Source organism: Saccharopolyspora hattusasensis (assembly GCF_050972075.1).
Lineage (GTDB): Bacteria > Actinomycetota > Actinomycetes > Mycobacteriales > Pseudonocardiaceae > Saccharopolyspora > Saccharopolyspora hattusasensis.
Genome location: NZ_JBPCDC010000001.1, coordinates 4,182,482 through 4,201,368 on the forward strand (window position 1 = coordinate 4,182,482; position 18,887 = coordinate 4,201,368).

15 protein-coding genes, 3 tRNA genes and 1 pseudogene are annotated in these 18,887 nt (G+C 67.0%); 14 read left to right on the forward strand and 5 right to left on the reverse strand.

Features of this window, described 5'->3' with window-relative positions; translation table 11 throughout:
* Window positions 1-692 precede the first annotated feature (692 nt).
* From dnaN to ACRXBZ_RS19755, 10 genes and pseudogenes are all read left to right on the forward strand, one after another.
* Window positions 693-1,817 (forward strand): DNA polymerase III subunit beta, encoded by a 1,125-nt coding sequence (dnaN, locus tag ACRXBZ_RS19710; protein ID WP_433880341.1) that lies wholly within the window; start codon window positions 693-695, stop codon window positions 1,815-1,817.
* 150 nt (window positions 1,818-1,967) lie between these two features.
* Window positions 1,968-2,855, forward strand: coding sequence for a phosphogluconate dehydrogenase (NAD(+)-dependent, decarboxylating) (gene gnd / locus ACRXBZ_RS19715; protein WP_433880342.1), 888 nt, complete (start codon window positions 1,968-1,970; stop codon window positions 2,853-2,855).
* A gap of 232 nt (window positions 2,856-3,087) precedes the next feature.
* The gene (gene recF, locus ACRXBZ_RS19720) at window positions 3,088-4,263 is read left to right on the forward strand and encodes a DNA replication/repair protein RecF (protein WP_433880343.1); all 1,176 of its coding nucleotides are present in this window, start codon (window positions 3,088-3,090) and stop codon (window positions 4,261-4,263) included.
* Between the two features lie 148 nt (window positions 4,264-4,411).
* Complete coding sequence (locus tag ACRXBZ_RS19725) at window positions 4,412-4,948, forward strand: DciA family protein (protein ID WP_433880344.1); 537 nt, start codon at window positions 4,412-4,414, stop codon at window positions 4,946-4,948.
* A gap of 441 nt (window positions 4,949-5,389) precedes the next feature.
* Window positions 5,390-7,363, forward strand: coding sequence for a DNA topoisomerase (ATP-hydrolyzing) subunit B (gyrB, locus tag ACRXBZ_RS19730; RefSeq protein ID WP_433880345.1), 1,974 nt, complete (start codon window positions 5,390-5,392; stop codon window positions 7,361-7,363).
* Window positions 7,364-7,523: 160 nt separating this feature from the next.
* A complete protein-coding gene (gyrA, locus tag ACRXBZ_RS19735; RefSeq protein ID WP_168585950.1) occupies window positions 7,524-10,019 on the forward strand; it encodes a DNA gyrase subunit A in 2,496 nt (831 codons plus the stop codon).
* 54 nt (window positions 10,020-10,073) lie between these two features.
* Entirely contained in the window at window positions 10,074-10,865 is a 792-nt protein-coding gene (locus ACRXBZ_RS19740; protein ID WP_433880346.1) for a DUF3566 domain-containing protein, read from the forward strand.
* A 115-nt stretch (window positions 10,866-10,980) separates the two neighbouring features.
* Window positions 10,981-11,054: transfer RNA gene (locus ACRXBZ_RS19745), tRNA-Ile, on the forward strand.
* Between the two features lie 64 nt (window positions 11,055-11,118).
* Window positions 11,119-11,226, forward strand: a pseudogene (locus tag ACRXBZ_RS19750) (DLW-39 family protein); the annotation flags it as partial.
* A gap of 99 nt (window positions 11,227-11,325) precedes the next feature.
* Window positions 11,326-11,398 (forward strand) — tRNA-Ala (locus tag ACRXBZ_RS19755).
* A gap of 41 nt (window positions 11,399-11,439) precedes the next feature.
* On the opposite strand, the gene ACRXBZ_RS19760 is transcribed toward ACRXBZ_RS19755, so the two are convergent.
* The 3 genes from ACRXBZ_RS19760 to ACRXBZ_RS19770 are packed head-to-tail and all read right to left on the reverse strand — an operon-like array spanning window position 11,440 to window position 14,349.
* Window positions 11,440-12,564 (reverse strand): tyrosine-type recombinase/integrase, encoded by a 1,125-nt coding sequence (locus ACRXBZ_RS19760; protein ID WP_433880347.1) that lies wholly within the window; start codon window positions 12,562-12,564, stop codon window positions 11,440-11,442.
* Window positions 12,557-13,906, reverse strand: coding sequence for a replication initiator (locus tag ACRXBZ_RS19765; protein WP_433880348.1), 1,350 nt, complete (start codon window positions 13,904-13,906; stop codon window positions 12,557-12,559). Before ACRXBZ_RS19765 ends, ACRXBZ_RS19760 begins: the two co-directional genes overlap by 8 nt.
* Window positions 13,903-14,349 (reverse strand): hypothetical protein, encoded by a 447-nt coding sequence (locus ACRXBZ_RS19770; protein ID WP_433880349.1) that lies wholly within the window; start codon window positions 14,347-14,349, stop codon window positions 13,903-13,905. The genes ACRXBZ_RS19765 and ACRXBZ_RS19770 overlap by 4 nt, the downstream gene beginning before the upstream one ends.
* A 150-nt stretch (window positions 14,350-14,499) precedes the next feature.
* Here ACRXBZ_RS19770 and ACRXBZ_RS19775 point away from each other — a divergent pair, with 150 nt between their 5' ends.
* The 3 genes from ACRXBZ_RS19775 to ACRXBZ_RS19785 all read left to right on the forward strand — a co-directional run bounded on the left by ACRXBZ_RS19775 (window position 14,500) and on the right by ACRXBZ_RS19785 (window position 16,604).
* Window positions 14,500-15,264, forward strand: coding sequence for a GntR family transcriptional regulator (locus ACRXBZ_RS19775; protein WP_433880350.1), 765 nt, complete (start codon window positions 14,500-14,502; stop codon window positions 15,262-15,264).
* Window positions 15,265-15,273: 9 nt separating this feature from the next.
* Window positions 15,274-15,936, forward strand: a complete 663-nt coding sequence (locus ACRXBZ_RS19780; RefSeq protein ID WP_433880351.1) for a YdcF family protein — start codon at window positions 15,274-15,276, stop codon at window positions 15,934-15,936.
* Window positions 15,937-16,539: 603 nt separating this feature from the next.
* Window positions 16,540-16,604: transfer RNA gene (locus ACRXBZ_RS19785), tRNA-Ser, on the forward strand.
* Between the two features lie 625 nt (window positions 16,605-17,229).
* Here ACRXBZ_RS19785 and ACRXBZ_RS19790 read toward each other — a convergent pair.
* Window positions 17,230-17,493, reverse strand: a complete 264-nt coding sequence (locus ACRXBZ_RS19790; protein ID WP_433880352.1) for a hypothetical protein — start codon at window positions 17,491-17,493, stop codon at window positions 17,230-17,232.
* 122 nt (window positions 17,494-17,615) lie between these two features.
* Entirely contained in the window at window positions 17,616-18,191 is a 576-nt protein-coding gene (locus tag ACRXBZ_RS19795) for a hypothetical protein (protein WP_433880353.1), read from the reverse strand.
* Between the two features lie 140 nt (window positions 18,192-18,331).
* Between ACRXBZ_RS19795 and ACRXBZ_RS19800 the strand changes: the two genes are divergently transcribed.
* Window positions 18,332-18,880: a peptidylprolyl isomerase gene (locus ACRXBZ_RS19800; RefSeq protein WP_168585954.1), complete on the forward strand. Its 549-nt coding sequence runs from the start codon at window positions 18,332-18,334 to the stop codon at window positions 18,878-18,880.
* Window positions 18,881-18,887: the final 7 nt, after the last annotated feature.

An 18,887-nucleotide genomic window follows, 5' to 3' on the forward strand; every position in this document is an offset into this window, starting at 1 on the left:
CCCCAGGCCTGACCTGGAGTTTTCCCCAATTCATCCACAAGCTGTGCACAAGCTGGAGCAAGCTGCCCACAGAGCGGAGCCCAGTTGACCACAACGCTTTCACAGCTTTGCCCACAACCTGATCGGTGGACGAGCCCAAAACCAACAGGGGCTGGGTATAACCGGGCCGAAAGCTGTGGATGGAACTGTGGACAACTCGGGGTGGTTGTGGATAAACCGAGGTGGGGCAGAAGTTGTCCACAACCCGGACGTCGTAGTCCCCAGTTACATCCCGTGTTCATCCACAACCGACCACGCCGTCCGACCAGCCCAAACGACACTTGTCCCCACAACTCACAGCCCCTACTACTACGACGGTCATTTCTTCTCTTTGAAGAAAAAAGAAAAAGAGAAGAAGGCTCGGTGGATAAGTGGACAACTCGGCCTGGACCGCCAGGACGGCAGCACGAACTGCCCGGACCCGGATGCGGAGATCTCGGCGCACGCTCTACGGTGGAACTCCTGCGGAGGCCGCCGGTGTGAACTCCGGGGCGAGCTCGAGCCGACTTCGCGTGCACGGCGCTCGTGGGGGACCGCTTCGTCCTCGTTGCGAGGGGCGCGGGGCACACCGACTACACCGACCCGATGAGCTGCGCTCCAGCTCTACACAGTTCTCCGGCAGCCGAGCCACGGCTGGAACCGAAAGGACACCCATGAAGATCCGCGTGGAACGTGACGGTCTCGCCGACGCCGTCGCCTGGGTCGCGCGCAGCCTGCCGTCGCGCCCACCGGTTCCGGTGCTGGGCGGAGTGCTGCTCGACGCGAGCTCCGGGGAGGCGCTGACCATCTCCGGGTTCGACTACGAGGTCTCGGCGCAGGTCACCATCGACGCCTCGATCGACGCCAGCGGACGCACCCTCGTTTCCGGGCGGTTGCTGGCAGACATCACCAAGGCGCTCCCGGCCCGCCCGGTCGAGATCACCGTCGACGGCTCTCGCGTCACCATCACCTGCGGCAGCTCGCGGTTCAGCCTGCCGACCATGCCGGTCGAGGACTACCCCGAACTGCCCGCGATGCCCGAGCACGCCGGTTCGGTTCCGGGCGATCTGTTCAGCGAGGCCGTCGGCCAGGTCGCGGTGGCGTCCGGCAAGGACGACACGCTGCCGATGCTCACCGGCATCCGGATGGAGATCAACAACGACAAGCTGACCATGGTCGCCACCGACCGGTTCCGCTTGGCGATGCGCGAGATTACCTGGGAGCCGGGCACCTCGATGGAGGACACCGCGGTGCTCGTCCCAGCCAAGACCCTTGCCGACTCGGCGAAGACGCTGGGCACCGGTGGCGGCAAGGTGGAGATCTCGCTGGCCTCCGGCGACGGCCTGCTCGGCCTGTCCGGGACGGCGCGCCGCAACACCACCCGGCTGCTGGACGCGGAGTTCCCGAAGTACCGGCAGCTGCTGCCCGCCGAGAGCGCCGTGACCGCTGACGTCGACGTCGCCCCGCTCGTCGAGGCGATCAAGCGCGTCTCGCTGGTCGCCGAGCGCGGCACCCAGGTGCGCCTGGAGTTCTCCGACCGGCTGCTGCGGCTGACCGCCGGCGGTGACGACGAGGGCAGCGCCGAGGAAGAGCTTGCGATCGAGCTGGTCGGCGAGCCGCTGACCATCGCGTTCAACCCGGCCTACCTGCTCGACGGGCTCGGCGCGATGAAGACCGGGCGCGCCCAGCTGCAGTTCACCACCGCCAACCGCCCGGCCCTCATCAAGCCGGTTGGGGAGGATGGCGAAGTGGCGGAGGGCTACCTCTACCTCCTGATGCCGGTCCGCCTTCCTGGCTGACCTGGGTCACATCCGGCGCACTGCCCGACCGGAGCCGCGAACGCCGATGGCTAGGCTCCGGTCGGATCGATTTAGCTGGTGGTCCTCACCCCGCGGCCGGCCATCCGCGCCGACCAACCAGTCGATATACAGCTCGCAGAGGGAGATCCGGTGCAACTCGGACTTGTCGGTCTCGGCCGAATGGGTTTCAACATGCGTGAGCGGCTGCGCGCCGCCGGTCACGACGTCGTCGGTTACGACCGCAACCCGGACGTCAGCGATGTCGCTTCCATCGCGGAGCTGGTGCAGAAGCTGGCCGGCCCGCGGATCGTCTGGATCATGGTGCCGCACGGCGACCCGACCCGGCAGACCGTCGAGGAGCTGGCCGGGCTGCTGTCGTCCGGCGACCTGGTGATCGAGGGCGGCAACTCGAAGTTCACCGATGACCAGGCCAACGCGGCGCTGCTCGCCGAGCGCGGGATCAAGTACGTCGACGTCGGGGTTTCCGGCGGCGTGTGGGGTGCCAAGAACGGTTACGGCCTGATGGCCGGTGGCGACGTCGAGGACATCGAGCGCGCCATGCCGATCTTCGACGCGCTGCGCCCGGAAGGCCCACGGGAGGAGGGCTTCGCGCATTCCGGCCCGGTGGGTGCCGGGCACTACGCGAAGATGGTGCACAACGGCATCGAGTACGGCCTGATGCAGGCCTACGCCGAGGGCTTCGAGCTGCTGTCGGCGTCGGACGTGGTCACTAACGTGCCGGAGACGATCAAGGCGTGGAGCCGGGGCACGGTGGTTCGCTCCTGGCTGCTGGACCTGCTGGTCCGCGCGCTAGAGGAGGACCCGGAGCTGGCCGAGCTGCGCGGCTACGTCAACGACTCCGGCGAGGGTCGGTGGACCGTCGAGGAGTCGATCAACAACGCCGTGCCCACGCCGGTGATCACCGCCTCGCTGTTCGCGCGGTTCGCCTCGCGCCAGGAGGACTCCCCGGCCATGAAGGCGGTCGCGGCGCTGCGCAACCAGTTCGGCGGCCACGCCGTGGAGAAGACCGAGGACTGACCGGGGCCCGGAAGCGGTGTTGCTTTGCCGACAAATCAACACCGCCGACCGTCCTCGCTGTTTCCGCAGGTCAGGTGTCTTGAGTACGTTGAGGTGCGGTAGCGACTCAACGCACCAGGCAGCTACCAGGAAAAACCGCCCCAGGGAGCACCGCCGACGACAAAGGCGTCGAATCCGCGAATTCGGCGACCGGGCGGACGACCGAACAAAGCTGCGAATAAGTTGGATCGCCGTGTACGTCCGTCATCTGCAAGTGACCGACTTCCGGTCGTGGCCGCACGCCGACCTGGACCTGGAGCCGGGCATCACCGTGCTGCTCGGGGCCAACGGGCAGGGCAAGACCAACCTGGTCGAGGCGATCGGCTACGCCGCGACCCTCGGCTCCCACCGCGTGTCCACCGATGCCCCGCTGGTCCGCGACGGCGCGGCGCGCGCGGTCGTGCGGGCCGCCGTGGTCAACAGCGGGCGCGAGCTGCTGGTCGAGCTGGAGATCACGCCGGGCAAGGCCAACCGGGCGCGGATCAACCGCGGTGCCGTCGCCAGGCCTCGCGACGTGCTCGGCATCCTGCGCACCGTGCTGTTCGCACCGGAGGACCTCGCGATCGTGCGCGGTGATCCGGGCGAGCGCCGCCGGTTCCTCGACGACCTGCTGGTCACGAGGTCACCCCGGTACGCGGGTATCCGCTCGGACTACGACCGGGTTCTCAAGCAGCGCAGCGCTCTGCTCAAGTCCGCGGGCGCGGCGCGCAAGGGCGGCGGCTCGGCGGACCTGCGCACGCTGGAGGCGTGGGACGGCCACCTGGCCCGGTTCGGTGCCGAGCTGCTGGCGGGTCGGCTCGACCTGGTCGCCGCCATCGCACCCCACGTGACCAGCGCATATGCCAACGTCGCGGCGACCGATGAGGCGACCGTGCCGTCCGGTCGGGTGGCCGACGTCCGCTACCGCAGCAGCCTCGGCGAGTCGCTGCCCGAGGGCTACGGCGCGCCGCTGGGCAAGGACGCCGACCCGGCGGAACTGGAAGCGGCCCTGCTCGCCGAGCTGGAGCGAGTCCGGCCGCAGGAGATCGACCGCGGCGTGTCGCTGGTCGGGCCGCATCGCGACGACCTGGAACTGCTGCTCGGCGACCTGCCCGCGAAGGGCTACGCGAGTCACGGCGAATCTTGGTCGTTCGTGCTGGCGTTGCGGCTGGCCTCCTACCACCTGCTCACCGAGGATGGCGCCGAGCCGGTGTTGATCCTGGACGACGTCTTCGCCGAGCTCGACCGCCGCCGCCGGGCCCGGCTGGCCGACTTGGTGGCCGGGGCCGAGCAGGTGCTGGTGACCGCGGCGGTGCCGGAGGACGTTCCGCCGGAGCTCACCGGTGCCCGATTCGACGTCCGGGAAGGCGAGGTGCGACGTGCCGTATAACCGTTCGCAGTCGTCAAGTAAACCCAGAGTGATCGCCGCGGCCGGAAACACCACAGATTTGCCCACATCTGGGGATAACTCTGTGGATGGTGTGGATAACTCGGCGCCATCAACAGGACCATCAACAGGACTATCAACAGCAGTCCCGGTGAATACCGGGACGTCGCCGGTCGGGTCCGACGGGGCCGCGCTGTCCGGTCCCGACCTCGCCCGGGCCGCCCTGCAGGCCGCCCGGGAGCAGTCCGCGGCCCGCCGGCGTGACGGCAAGAAGAAGGGCGGCGCGGTCCGGACACGCCGCCGTCGTGGCTGGTCCGGGCCCCGCCCGGACGACCGCGATCCGCAGCCGCTGGGTCGGCTGGCCGCCCGGATCGCCAGCGAGCGCGGCTGGACCGAGCACCTCTCCGGCGGCCAGGTCTTCGCGAAGTGGGCGTCCCTGGTCGGCGGCGACGTGGCCGAGCACACCAAGCCGGTGGCGCTGAAGGACGGCGAGCTCACCGTCCAGGCCCAATCCACCGCGTGGGCCACGCAGCTGCGCCTGCTCCAGCGCCAGATCCTGAAGCGTATCAGCGACGGCGTCGGCCGCGACGTGGTGCGCCGCATCAAGGTGCAGGGCCCGGCCGCGCCGAGCTGGCGGCACGGCCCCAGGCATATTCCCGGGCGTGGCCCGCGCGACACCTACGGCTAGTAGCCTGCCGATACGCACTCGCCGCCGGCCCGCGCGGGCCGCGGCCCCCAGGCGCGGTGGGGCGAATGGCGGGTCGCGCCGAGGAGCAGACCCGCGGGCCGGTCCACCGCCGGATCGGCAAGCGGCCGATCGCCACCGAGATCCCCCGGCGGCTTCTCTCGGCTCTCGGATGGTGGATTGATTCGAGTTCTCCGCCCTGTGAGGAAGTCAGGGGTGTCCTTGCCCTACTTCTGTCGCGGGGGGCCAGTAGAATCAGTTCGGGGTGTGGCCGACGCCTTCGGCCGATGTGATCGTCGAGGCGCTGGGCGACGGCACGCATCAGGGTGCGGCGCCCGACAGACGAGTCGCCCCGAAATGGTCTGCGGTGCGGGATAGGGCGTGTTTTCGAACCGGCACCGGCCAACCTGACAGCACAGTCGGCTCAAGGAGAAATCGAGGCCCGTGGCACCGAAGAAGAGCGAATACAACGCTTCATCCATCACCGTTCTTGAGGGCCTTGAGGCCGTCCGCAAGCGTCCCGGCATGTACATCGGTTCGACCGGCGAACGCGGCCTGCACCACTTGGTGCAGGAAGTCGTGGACAACTCCGTCGACGAAGCGATGGCCGGCTACGCCACCAGGGTCGAGGTCACCCTGCTCGCCGACGGCGGCGTGCGCGTCGTCGATGACGGTCGCGGCATCCCTGTTGGCATCCACCCGGTGGAGAAGAAGCCGACCCTCGAAGTCGTGCTCACCGTGCTGCACGCGGGCGGCAAGTTCGACGGCGACTCCTACGCGGTCTCCGGCGGTCTGCACGGCGTGGGTGTGTCCGTGGTCAACGCGCTGTCCACGGCGCTGGAGGCGGAGATCCACCTAGAGGGCTACGTGTGGCGGCAGCGCTACGAGGACTCCAAGCCCGTCGCCGACGTCGAGCGCGGCGAGCGCACCGACAAGACCGGCACCACCATCACCTTCTGGGCCGATCCGACGATCTTCGAAACCACCAGGTACAACGCCGAAACCATCTCCCGCCGCCTGCAGGAGATGGCGTTCCTGAACAAGGGCCTGACCATCGTCCTGCGCGACGAGCGCGCCGCCGAAGAGGACGAGGCCGGCGAGGACGCCAGCGGCACCACCGCCCGCGCCACCGAGCGCACCTTCCACTATCCGGGCGGCCTGGAAGACTTCGTCCGCCACATCAACGCCACCAAGGAACCCATCCACAAGAAGGTGGTGTCCTTCAACGCCTCCAGCAAGGACTACGAGCTGGAGATCGCGATGCAGTGGAACTCCGGCTACAACCAGTCGGTCTACACCTTCGCGAACACCATCAACACGCACGAGGGCGGCACCCACGAGGAAGGCTTCCGCTCGGCGCTGACCCGCGTGGTCAACAGCTACGCCAAGGACAAGAAGCTGCTCAAGGAGAAGGACAGCAGCCTCACCGGCGACGACGTCCGCGAGGGCCTGGCCGCGATCGTGTCCGTGAAGGTCCGCGAACCCCAGTTCGAGGGCCAGACCAAGACCAAGCTCGGCAACACCGAGGTCAAGTCGTTCGTGCAGACCACCGCCTTCGAGTGGCTCACCGACTGGTTCGAGCGCAACCCCGCCGAGGCCAAGGTGATCGTCAACAAGGCGGTGTCCTCGGCGCAGGCGCGGATGGCCGCGCGCAAGGCCAAGGAGCTGGTGCGCCGCAAGAGCGCGATGGACATCGGCGGCCTGCCGGGCAAGCTGAAGGACTGCCAGTCCAACAGCCCGGAGGAGTGCGAGCTCTACGTCGTGGAGGGCGACTCCGCGGGCGGCTCCGCTAAGGAAGGCCGCGAGTCGCGGTTCCAGGCGATCCTGCCGCTGCGCGGCAAGATCATCAACGTGGAGAAGTCGCGGATCGACAAGGTCCTCAAGAACAACGAGGTCCAGGCGATCATCACCGCGCTGGGCACCGGCATCCACGACGAGTTCGACCTGTCCAAGCTGCGTTACCACAAGATCGTGCTGATGGCCGACGCCGACGTCGACGGCCAGCACATCCGCACCCTGCTGCTGACCCTGCTGTTCCGGTTCATGCGGCCGCTGATCGAGAACGGCCACGTGTTCCTCGCGCAGCCGCCGCTGTACAAGATCAAGTGGCCGCGGTCGGAGCCGGAGTACGCCTACAGCGACAGGGAGCGCGACGCGCTGCTGGCACAGGGCGCGGCAGCCGGCCGCAAGCTGCCCAAGGACGACGGCATCCAGCGCTACAAGGGTCTCGGCGAGATGAACGCCGACGAGCTTTGGGAAACCACCATGAACCCGGAGACCCGGCTGCTGCTGCAGGTCTCGCTGGACGACGCGGCGACCGCGGACGAGCTGTTCAGCGTGCTGATGGGCGAGGACGTCGAAGCCCGGCGCTCGTTCATCACCCGCAACGCCAAGGACGCGGGCTTTCTCGACGTGTGACGCACCGCATCACTGGAGGAACGCCCATGACTCGGTTGGAGCAGCGCCCCGTCTGCAACGGAAGCGGACGAAATCCGGCCGACACAAGACACATCTGCCCCAGCTGCGGTGACTCAGGTGAAGGGCGCTGACATCCGACCCCCGAAAGGAATCTCAAGTCGTGACTGAAATCCTGCCGCCGGAACACGGCCGGATCGAGCCGGTCGACATCCAGCAGGAGATGCAGAATTCCTACATCAACTACGCGATGAGCGTCATCGTCGCGCGCGCCCTGCCGGACGTGCGCGACGGTCTCAAGCCGGTACACCGGCGCGTGCTGTATGCGATGTACGACTCGGGCTTCCGCCCGGACCGCGGGTACGTGAAGTGCTCCCGCGTCGTCGGCGACGTGATGGGCAATTACCACCCGCACGGCGACTCGGCGATCTACGACACCTTGGTCCGGCTGGCCCAGCCGTGGTCGATGCGCCATCCGCTGATCGACGGCCAGGGCAACTTCGGTTCGCCCGGCAACGACCCGGCCGCGGCCATGCGGTACACGGAGTCGAGGTTGCAGCAGTTGGCGATGCACATGCTCGCCGACATCGAAGAAGACACCGTCGACTTCGCCGACAACTACGACGGCCGCACCCAAGAGCCCACCGTGCTGCCGTCGCGGTTCCCGAACCTGCTGGTCAACGGCGGTGGCGGGATCGCGGTCGGGATGGCCACCAACATCCCGCCGCACAACCTGCGCGAGGTCGCCGAAGGCGTCGTCTGGGCGCTGGAGAACCCAGAAGCCGACGACGAGCAGCTGCTCGAAGCGCTGCTCGCGCGGATCAAGGGGCCGGACTTCCCGACCCACGGGCTGATTCTCGGCACCAACGCGATCGCCGACTGCTACCGCACCGGTCGCGGCTCCATCAAGATGCGGGCCGTCGTGACCATCGAAGAGGACAACAAGGGCCGCACCACGCTGGTCGTCTCCGAGCTGCCCTACCAGGTCAACCCGGACAACCTCATCGAGAACATCGCGTCGATGCACCGGGAGGGCAAGCTCACCGGCATCTCCGACATCGCCGATGAGTCCAACAGCCGGCGCGGCATGCGGATCGTGATCACGCTCAAGCGCGACGCGATCCCGAAGGTGGTGCTGAACAACCTCTACAAGCACACCCAGCTGCAGACCACCTTCGGCGCCAACATGCTGGCCCTGGTCGACGGGGTGCCGCGCACCCTGCGGCTGGACCAGATCATCCGGTACTACGTCAAGCACCAGGTCGAGGTCATCGTCCGGCGCACCAAGTACCGGTTGAAGAAGGCCGAGGAACGCGCCCACATCCTGCGCGGTCTGGTCAAGGCGCTGGACATGCTCGACGAGGTGATCGCGCTGATCCGCCGGTCGCCCACGGTGGACGACGCGCGCACCGGGCTGATCGGGCTGCTCGACGTCGACGAGGTCCAGGCCAACGCGATCCTGGAAATGCAGCTGCGCCGCCTGGCCGCCCTGGAGCGGCAGAAGATCATCGACCAGTTGGCCGAGATCGAGCGGGAGATCGAGGACCTCAAGGACATCCTCGCCAAGCCGGAGCGGCAGCGGCAGATCATCCGTGACGAGCTGATGGAGATCGTCGACAAGTACGGCGAGGACCGGCGCACGAAGATCGTCCCGTTCGAGGGCGAGGTCTCCATGGAGGACCTCATCGCGGACGAGGACGTGGTCGTCACGATCACCCGCACCGGCTACGCCAAGCGGACGCGGACCGACCTGTACCGGGCGCAGAAGCGCGGCGGCAAGGGCGTGCAGGGCGCGCAGCTGAAGCAGGACGACATCGTGTCGCACTTCTTCGTGTGCTCCACGCACGACTGGATCCTGTTCTTCACCAACAAGGGCCGCGTCTACCGGGCGAAGGCCTACGAGCTGCCGGAGGCCAACCGCACCGCGCGCGGCCAGCACGTGGCGAACCTGCTGGCGTTCCAGCCGGACGAGCAGATCGCCCAGGTCATGCAGATCAAGGACTACACCGCGGCGCCGTACCTGGTGCTGGCCACCCGCAACGGGTTGGTCAAGAAGTCCCGCCTGACCGACTTCGATTCCAACCGATCGGGTGGTCTCATCGGGATCAACCTGAAGGACGAGGACGAGCTGGTCGGCGCGGTGCTGTGCTCCGCCGATGACGACCTGCTGCTGGTGTCCGCGGAGGGCCAGTCGATCCGGTTCCACGCCACCGACGACGCGCTGCGGCCGATGGGCCGGGCCACCTCGGGCGTGCTGGGCATGCGGTTCAACGGCGGCGACGAGCTGCTGGCGATGGGCGTCGTCCGCGCCGACCGGTACGTGCTGGTGGCCACCGACGGCGGTTACGCGAAGCGCACCCCGATCGATGACTACCCGGTGCAGGGCCGCGGCGGCAAGGGCGTGCTGACTCTCCAGTACGACAACAGGCGTGGCAGGCTGGTGGGGGCACTCATCGTCGAGATCGACGACGAGCTCTACGCGATCACCTCGACCGGTGGGGTCATCCGGACCACCGCCAAGGAGGTGCGCAAGGCCGGCAGGCAGACGAAGGGGGTTCGTCTGATGAACCTGGACGAGGGGTCCGCGCTGGTGGCGATCGCGCGCAACGCCGACGAAGCCGCCGACCCGGACGCTGCGGGGCCCGAACAGCAGCAGTAAAACCGTGGGAGACCACGTCGCACACCGCCGCCGACGATCAACGAAGGATCGCTCGTGACACCTTCCGAGAAGCCGGAGCAGTCGGACCCGCAGCAGGATGCGGACCGGGCTTCGGTCAGCACCCAGACAGCCGACGACAGTGCCGCGGACGACGGCACGGAATCCGGGTCGGCTCCCGCTCAGCCGAGCGCCGGAGGCAGTGGGGAAGACCTGCACGGCACCGAGACGCCGCCCCCGTGGCAACGCGCCTCGGTGACCGCGTCCGGCTCATCCGACACACCGGTGGCCGCGGCTGCGGCATCCGGCCCGGATGCCGCTGACCCGCAGCACATCCCGAAGCAGGTGCAGGACCAGGAAACGGTGCGCACCAAACTGCCGCCGTCCACGCGGACGACCGTGTCGTTCACCGGCGGCGCTGCCGGTGCCGCCGGTGTGGGCGGGGCGGCCCGCGCCACAACGGCCTCGGCGCGGCGGCCGAGCCGAGGCCCGCGGCGGGCCAGCCTGCAGGTGAAGCGGCTGGACCCGTGGTCGGTGCTGAAGCTCGCCCTGGTGCTCAGCGTCGCGCTGTTCTTCGTGTGGATGATCGCCGTCGCGGTGCTCTACGGGGTGCTCGACGGCATGGGCGTGTGGGACCAGCTCAACGGCACCTTCACCGAGCTGACCCAGCCCGACAACGCGGCCAGCGAACCGCTGATCAGCGCGGGACGCGTGTTCGGGGTCGCCTCGATCATCGGCGCGATCAACATCGTGCTGGTGACCGCGCTGGCGACGGTGGCCGCGTTCATCTACAACGTGGCGGCCGACTTCGCCGGCGGCATCGAGGTCACCCTCTCCGAGCGGGAATGAACCGCTGACGTGGCGATCCCGGTCCAGCACGGGATCGCCACGTCCCGGGAGATCCGCAACGCCGACCCCCGTTTCGGGCTCCGGAAGGCGTCCTGTAGTGTTTGAACCACACCAAGGGCCTATAGCTCAGGCGGTTAGAGCGCTTCGCTGATAACGAAGAGGTCGAAGGTTCAAGTCCTTCTAGGCCCACTGGTAATCTTTCGCAAATCCGAGGACTTCTCGGGCTGCACGCCGTGCTAGGAGGCGACCGGAAGTGAAGAAGCTGCTCGCACTCGCCGCAGTTGCTGGGGTCGTTCTGTTCGTCATCCGGCGCAACCGGGCCGCGAAGGCCGAGGCCGACCTGTGGCGCGAGGCCACTGCCGAGGCCTGATCGCTGCCCACCGCTCTTGATCCGGCTCGCGGAGTCGGCAGCCATCGTGAGCGTCACCGGTCAGCGGACCTGAGTGGGGCTGCGATAGCCGGGGACGTAGCTCAATTGGCAGAGCACCGCCTTTGCAAGGCGGGGGTTAGGGGTTCGATTCCCCTCGTCTCCACCGTAAAAGACCAGGTTAAAGCGCCTGGTCTTTCTGCATGATCATGTACGGGGCACATTCGGGGCACATACCGCCGCATCCATTCGGTCGGCGATCTCGTTCAACCGGTCTGGGAATAGGTGTCCGTACTGGTCAAGCGTCATCGTCGCCGACTTGTGGCCCAACATTTGCTGGACGATCTTCACGTCCGCCCCAGAGGCGATTGCCAGTGACGCGGCTGTGTGACGCAACTCGTGGGGATGGAACCCGACTGGACCGACTTCGGCCACCGCGCGATCGAACACGGCTCGCCGGAAGTTCCGAACCCGAAGCACGCCGCCTTGCGGCGCAGTGAACACCAGACCTTCAGCGGCCTTGTCCACCAGGTGCTTGCCCAGCAGTTCGGCAACGAACCTCGGCAGCGGCACCGACCGACGCTCGTGATTCTTCGGAGTGCCCCAGACCAGCCGTCCACTGACCTCCGTGACCGATTCGGCGACCAGGACGCGACGCCGGTCGAGGTCGATGCGGTGAACGCGAAGTGCGGCCATCTCACCCCAGCGCAGTCCGGTGTAGGCCAGGAACAAGACGACCAGGCCATCCAGGGCGCAGGCGTCGGCGAGGTCGGCGACCTGCCGGTGAGAGAGGTACCGGTGTTCTGGCGCTACGACGCGCGGGAGGTTGACACCCTCCGCCGGGTTCTTCGCCAGCCGATCATTCCGCACGCCCCAAGCCAAGATCAGCGAGAGCACCCGGTGAACCTTGGCGACCGACGCGGGCGATAACTCACGGCTCAGATCTGATACCCAGGACTGCACGTCTGCATGCGAAATGTCCGCGAGGCGGAACTTCTCCCACCGGGGAAGGACGTGAGTTCGGATGATCCCCGCGGAACGGTTCAGGGTCGTTGGCTTCACATGCGCCTGAGCGTCGAGCCACTTCGCGGCCCATTCGCCCATCGTGATTTTCCCTGCGTCGGGCGCGATGTAGGTGCCGGACAACAGTCCGTGCTCGATGGTCGTGGCGTACTGCTCGGCATCTGCCTTGCGGCGGAAGCTCTTCTTGCGCTGCCTACCGTCAGGATCACGCCAGCGGACCAACCACCGCGCGCCGATCCCGTAGCGGTCGGTGCGTTCGGGCTTGCCGTCTGGGCCGGTCCGGTGCCACCGGTCGTCGATGTCAGCCATGCTGACCTCCGTCGATCTCCTTTCGCGCGTCGTATTCGATTCGTTGCGCGTACTGGTGGCGTTCGGCCATGGCTTCGGCGAGTTCGCGTTGCGCCGCGTTTCCCCAGCCAATCCCGGTGAAAGTCCAGTCGTTGACGATCCGCACATCGTCGGTGTCGTCGATGCCCAGCGCCGCGAGGTGTTCGGCGCGCTGGTGTTCCGCGCGCACGCCCCGTAGCGCGGTGAAGGTGGTGGAGTAGTACTTGGATTTGGTCAGGAAGTGACCGCCGAAGCCGAGCATGTGTGCCCACCGCCGCAGGCCCAGCCGCCACGCGGTGCGGATCATGCGCCTGTGATGCCCGGAGACCTCAAGGTCGTCGATTTGGGCTTCGCTGCGGATCCGGTTGTCGGTGCCCTCGGTGGCCCCGGTGCCCTTGGTCGAGTACTTCGCGATGTAGCCCGCCACCCGCTGATCGGCCAGCACTTCGGCCGCATCGTCCGACGCTGACTCGGCGATGGGGTCGATCTGGACCTGACGGCCCCACGTGACCAGCGTGGCTGGGTAGGTGTCGGTGGCCTCCACTTCCACCGAGGTCTTCCACACGGCCAACCGAATGAACTCATCCAGCATCTTTGCCGTGATTCCGGCCGGCGGGGTGCTGCCGGGGCCGTCCGGGCCGTCGAGGCGGATCACGGCGTGGAAGTGGACAAGGCCGCGCCGCTGATATTCGGCGACTTTGGAGTACGACAGCCGGAACGTGGCCGGGATGTCCTTGGCCTTGATCCCCAGTGATGCGGCGACCAGCCGGGCGAGGTAGATGCGGAACCGGTGCCACAGCTGCCCGGCGTGGGCGTTCCAGAGCACGGCGCCCGCGTAGTCGTAGGAGTCTGGGTCCACAGCGGACCCGATCCGGGTATCGGCCTGGTGGTGCACCTCTCCGCAGGTGCAGCGACGCACGCGGCCCCGAGTCGTCGTCGTGCGGGTGTGCACCGCCCCAAACGATGGCCCGGTCAGGGTCACGAACAGCCGCAGATGCCTTGCCGCCTCGTCGGGAACGCCCTTGCCGCCGGATAGTCCCGCCTTGACGAGCTGGTAGGCGTCTCCGGCATACCGGGCAGCGCACGACGGGCACACCGACTCACGACGGTTGTTGCACGCCACCGCGATCTGCCCGGAATGTTCCTTGACCGGGGTGCCGTCCGACCGCTGCGCCGACCACGAACCGGCCAGCCACACCGGCCGCAGGCATCCCCGCACGGAGCGGACCGTCTCCCGGAACCGAGTGAACCCGGATGCCTTGATCGTGTACTTGAGCAGCTCATCTGCCGTAGGCAGAGCGGAAACCAATGCGGCGGTCGTCACGCGGCCACCTCCGGCCGGTGCAGGTGCACGGCCCAGTTGACGCACGTGCAGATCACCGGCGTCCCCAACTCCCCGGTGTAGGAGCCGTCCGTGTCGATCATCACTAGCGACCCGTCGCATTCCGGGCAGAACTCCGAACGGCCCTCGCCTCGCCGAGCCAGCCGCTGCACGCACGGCAGCGAACGCGGGATCGTGTAGCGGTCGGGACCGGTGAACTCCAGCACCTGGCCCAGTTCCACCAGCACGTTCCACTTCCACGCGCTCAGGTCGATCACGTCTTCGACGATGTCCTGTACGAACTCCGGCAGGTCCCGGAACGCCGACTCGGCGTACGAGCGCCCCATCTCCGGGTTCGCGTCGGTGAACCGGAACGAGGTCATCGACTCGATCTCCGCGTGGGAAAACACCGGCTGCACGGTGGGGGCGTTGAGTACGGCAGTCACGACTACCTCCAGGAGGCTCGATCGACTAGGCTTCATTAGAACTATCTCTATTGAACACCGCCCATGATCTGGAGTCAATAGAGATAGCTTTATTCGCCGAAAATTCTACGAAGAGCCAGTAGGGATAGGCTTATCCAAGGAGGTGAGGGCATGGGAACCGGCTACCGGGAACTCGCGTCAGCCCTGCGCGAGGCAATCCAGCAGGGCACGTACCCGCCCGAGACGACGCTGCCGAAGCAGGCCGAGTTGGCCGACAGCTACGGCGTCAACATCAACACGGTCCGCAAGGCTGTTGGAGTGCTAGAGGCGGAAGGGCTGGTTACTGCCGTCCGCCGTAAGGGAACCGTTGTCCGGGCTCGACCAGCGATGAAGCGGCTCGGCGTCGAGCGGTACGCCAAGAGCAAATGGAAGTTCGGCCTTGTTGCCTTCGCGGCTGACCGGGAAGCGTCTGGACAGGGATGGAACCGAAACGACCAGACCAACAAGGTCCAGAAGGTCAGCGCCGACGCCGAGACTGCCGAAGCGCTGGGCGTCGACGTCGGCTCGGAGGTCTACGAGCGTGCCCGCCTGGTCAAACAGGACGACGTGCCGACGCATACGCTGGTGAGTTACTACAGGCCGGAGCACGTCGAGGGTACGCCCATCGTCGAACCTCGCCCGGGAACTGCGACGCCCGGCGGAGGGTTCGCCGTCCTTACCTTGCAGGGACTTGAGCCCGACCACATGACCGAGACTTTCCACGCCCGCATGCCGACGCCAGGCGAGATCGAAGAACTGGCGATCCCGGCTGGTGAGCCGGTTGTGGTCCTTCACCGCACGACCTACACCGCCGATGATGTCGCCGTAGAGTTCGCCCGTGGCATCCACAAGGCAAGCCGGTTCTCCTGGTCCTACACGTTCACCCTTCCAGAGTGAGAGGTCGGCATGACGACAGCCGAGATCCCCGCGAGCCTGGAAGACGACGTTCGCGCGCTCTGGGACTACCACGATCTTCACCATGAGCTGGAGCCGACTGACGTTGGCGTGGGACTCGGAAGCCACGACCTCGGCGTAGCCACGTACACGGCCGAGCTGTACCGAGCCGGGTACTTCCCACGAATCGTGTTTACCGGTGCCAACGCGCCGACGACCATTGAGCGCTTTCCTCGGGGCGAGGCAGTCCACTACCGAGAGCACGCACTCACGCTTGGCGTCCCCGCCGAAGCGATCTTGATAGAGCCCAAGGCGACCAACACCGGGGAGAACATCGCCTTTACCCGTGCCGCGCTTCAGGAAGCGGGGGAGCGACCGAGTTCCATCACGCTGATCTCGCGGCCATACCAGCAGCGGCGCGCCTATGCCACATGCCGCAAGGCATGGCCCGAAGTCGAGGTCGTATGCGCTTCTCAGCGACTGCCGTTGGCGGAATACGCGGCGGGCATTGGGGATGCGGATCGGGTGATCAACATGTTGGTTGGGGACACCCAGCGGATCACCTTGCACGCAGAACGAGGATTCGCGATCCCGCAGGACATTCCGCACAACGTCCAGGCCGCATTCAAACGACTGGTCGCAGCCGGATACACCGCCAGGCTGTTACCGGAGTGAGCCCGGGCGCTCACCAGGCGTGCGTGTTCAGACTTTCTCTACTCAATCAAGGGCGGCCCCTGCGGGGCCGCCTGCCTGCTGTATGCGAGCCATGATGAGGCCGCCGACCTTCCTGTATGCGAGCCCGGTCAAGCCGCCGATGGCCGGCCGGGCGTGCGGTTCGCTGCGCTCACCGGTCCCGGCCGGCCATCGGCGGCGACCGGGCGCGAGCGGAAAGGTCGGCGGCCTCATCATGGCGCGAGCGGAAGGCAGGCGGCCCCGCAGAAGCCGCCGAGATGGAGATCCGAACCTCGGATGTCCTGACTCCACTGGTCGCCTGGGCGAGCCATTGAGAAACGGTGCTGGGCACGCTGCAAGGGTGGTCGCCTTGGCCACTCCAGCTGACACCGAACCTGTCCCGCTGCGTGCGTGGTTGCCTGCTTGTGGTTTGTGGTTACGTGCGAAGAGCGAGGCAGTCAGTCCATCGGCAAGTTGAGCAGCAACGTGCCCCGGACGCGCATGGAGCACATCCGGGGCACACGAGGACCAACACCAACGAAGAACAACGGCAACTGACCGGAACCACGCGGCACGTCGACCAGCGAAGTTCGATCAGCGGCCGAGGTAGACGAGGTCCCTTGATCGCCTTTGCAAGGCGGGGGTTAGGGGTTCGATTCCCCTCGTCTCCACGCGTCAGTTGGGTGGAGTGTGCCCACGGAAAGCGTGGGCCATTACTGCCGCGTCATTATTTTGCGGGGGCCGAGCCCCCGCAGGCCCCCACGGTGTGGGGGTTTCTTTTTTGCCCGCTCCTTGGCCTTCGGAGCGTTCCCGGCCTGCTCTTGGACCAGCGCTCCGGGGGTTCTGAGCTCCAGCCTCCGGCTGTCGGAGCACTCGCCCTCTTCGTTCACGGAGCTTCTGGGTGGCATTCGTCGTGCCTTCGTTCGTGGCGGGCCCTTCCCGCTCTTTGTCGGCCTTCGGCCGTGTTTTGCCTGGTGTCGGCCTTCGGCCGTGCCCTTGGGGTTGCGGGTTGTCAGCCTTCGGCTGGCGGTGGGTTTTCGGTGGGTTTTTGGGGTTCCGCTCCATACGCTGTGCCGTGTTGTTGCTCCGGTTGCGGATTGTCCTTTTTGGACATTTGGTTTCGTTGGCTTTGGTTTCGTTGTGGGTTTGGGTTTGGCCTTGTGACGTCGTCAACGAGGGCGAATAGCAGGTGTTCCTCGTGGTGCCCGGCTTCGCCGGGTGGCCGAGGTGAACTTCTTGAATATGATCAGGACCTCCCGTGTTTCTTGTGCACGGCCTGTTGACAATCTGGCGATGTCAACCTTGGTTGACGTGCGGCTGCTTCATCCGGAAGCGCTGGGTGAGCGTGCCGCCGACGCCGTCGGGTTCTACATCGAAGGACCACACCGAGTTGTCGCGTTCGGTCGTCCAGAGGTCGTCGCGGAACCGGTTGTGGCCCTTGAAGGTGGCGCCGGTGGTGCCCGGTTCGCCGGATGCCCACTCGCCGCCGACGCACTCCGGGGCTCCACTCGCCCGCCACCCTCGGGTGACGGAGCGTGCTTTGACGTGTGCAGATCGCAATTCGTCGGTTCGCTCGTCCCTGCATCGTGGTCATCGATCCGGTGGGAGCGAATGTGATGTGCGACATCCGGAGAAGTCGGAGGCCGGACCCAGCGGGCCCGGCCTCCGAGAAGTTCACGGGGTCAGTGGGATCGTTCCGGCGTGGTGTTCGCCTGGCCGTCGGGCTGCGCCGGCACGTCGGGACGGCTCGCGCGGTGACGGGCCTGGGTGTCGCGCCTTGTGAAGCTGTCGTCGGCCTCGGCCACCGGCAGCTCCTCCGGGCGGCGGGAGAACGCCACCGCCGCGGCCGCGCCGAGGGCGGTCAGCGCCAGCAGCACCCACGGCCACTTGCGCCGCGGCTTCGGCTTGCCCGGGTCGATGCGAGCGGCCAGCTCCTTGCGGGCGGCGGCCGTGTTCTTGGCCAGCTGCTTGCGGGAGTTCGCGGTCTTCTTCTCCCACTGCTTGCGCGCCTTGCGGCCGCGCTTGGCGAGCTCCTTGCGCGACATCCCGGTGGCGCGCTGCGCGATGAGCTCCTGCAGCTCATCGGTCGAGTAACCGTGGTTGGCGAGCTCCTGCTCGGCGAGGGCGGCGGCCTGTTTGGACAGCGCCATACCGACCTCACCCGCGCGTTTCGCGCCGTGGCGGGCGGACTTGATGCCCGTCCCGACCGCCTTGCCCACGCTTTCGCCAGCTCGGGCCATCGCCTTCACCTCGTCCATCGTGTGCCTCCTCGGCCCGGCGTTCGCCGGTCGACTTCGTCGGCCCACGCCTGCGGCGTGGGCACCGCCCAGCAGGCGGCGATCAGCCCCATATTGCACCCAGACTCCGGGTTCGGCCTCTTCGATGGCAGGATGGTCTGGTGGCTGAAGACAACGGATCGCTCGTTGGGATTACGGTGACCGCGACCCTGCACACCTCGCAGGGCGACATCCGGATCAACCTGTTCCCCGACAAGGCACCCAAGACAGTGGCCAATTTCGTGGGCCTCGCCGAAGGAACCAAGGAGTACACCGAGCCCAACGCCAAGGGCGAACGCTCCGGGCCGTTCTACGACGGGGTGATTTTTCACCGCGTCATCTCCGGCTTCATGATCCAGACCGGGGACCCGACCGGGACCGGGCGTGGTGGCCCGGGCTACAAGTTCGGCGACGAGTTCCACCCCGAGCTGCAGTTCACCAAGCCGTACCTGCTGGCGATGGCGAACGCCGGGCCGAACACCAACGGCTCGCAGTTCTTCGTCACGGTGGGCGCCACGGATTGGCTGAACTACAAGCACTCCATCTTCGGCGAGGTCGCTGACCAGGAGTCCCGCGACGTCGTCGACTCGATCGCGAACACCGCGACCGGTGTGGGGGACCGCCCGGTCAACGACGTCATCATCGAGAAGGTTTCGATCGAACGCGGCTGAACCTCGG

Coding starts and splice junctions, on each gene's coding strand:
- dnaN (WP_433880341.1), top strand. CDS start 693: ATGAAGATCCGCGTGGAACGTGACGGTCTCGCCGACGCCGTCGCCTGG.
- ACRXBZ_RS19760 (WP_433880347.1), bottom strand. CDS start 12,564: ATGGCTGACATCGACGACCGGTGGCACCGGACCGGCCCAGACGGCAAG.
- ACRXBZ_RS19775 (WP_433880350.1), top strand. CDS start 14,500: ATGGGAACCGGCTACCGGGAACTCGCGTCAGCCCTGCGCGAGGCAATC.
- ACRXBZ_RS19780 (WP_433880351.1), top strand. CDS start 15,274: ATGACGACAGCCGAGATCCCCGCGAGCCTGGAAGACGACGTTCGCGCG.
- ACRXBZ_RS19795 (WP_433880353.1), bottom strand. CDS start 18,191: ATGGACGAGGTGAAGGCGATGGCCCGAGCTGGCGAAAGCGTGGGCAAG.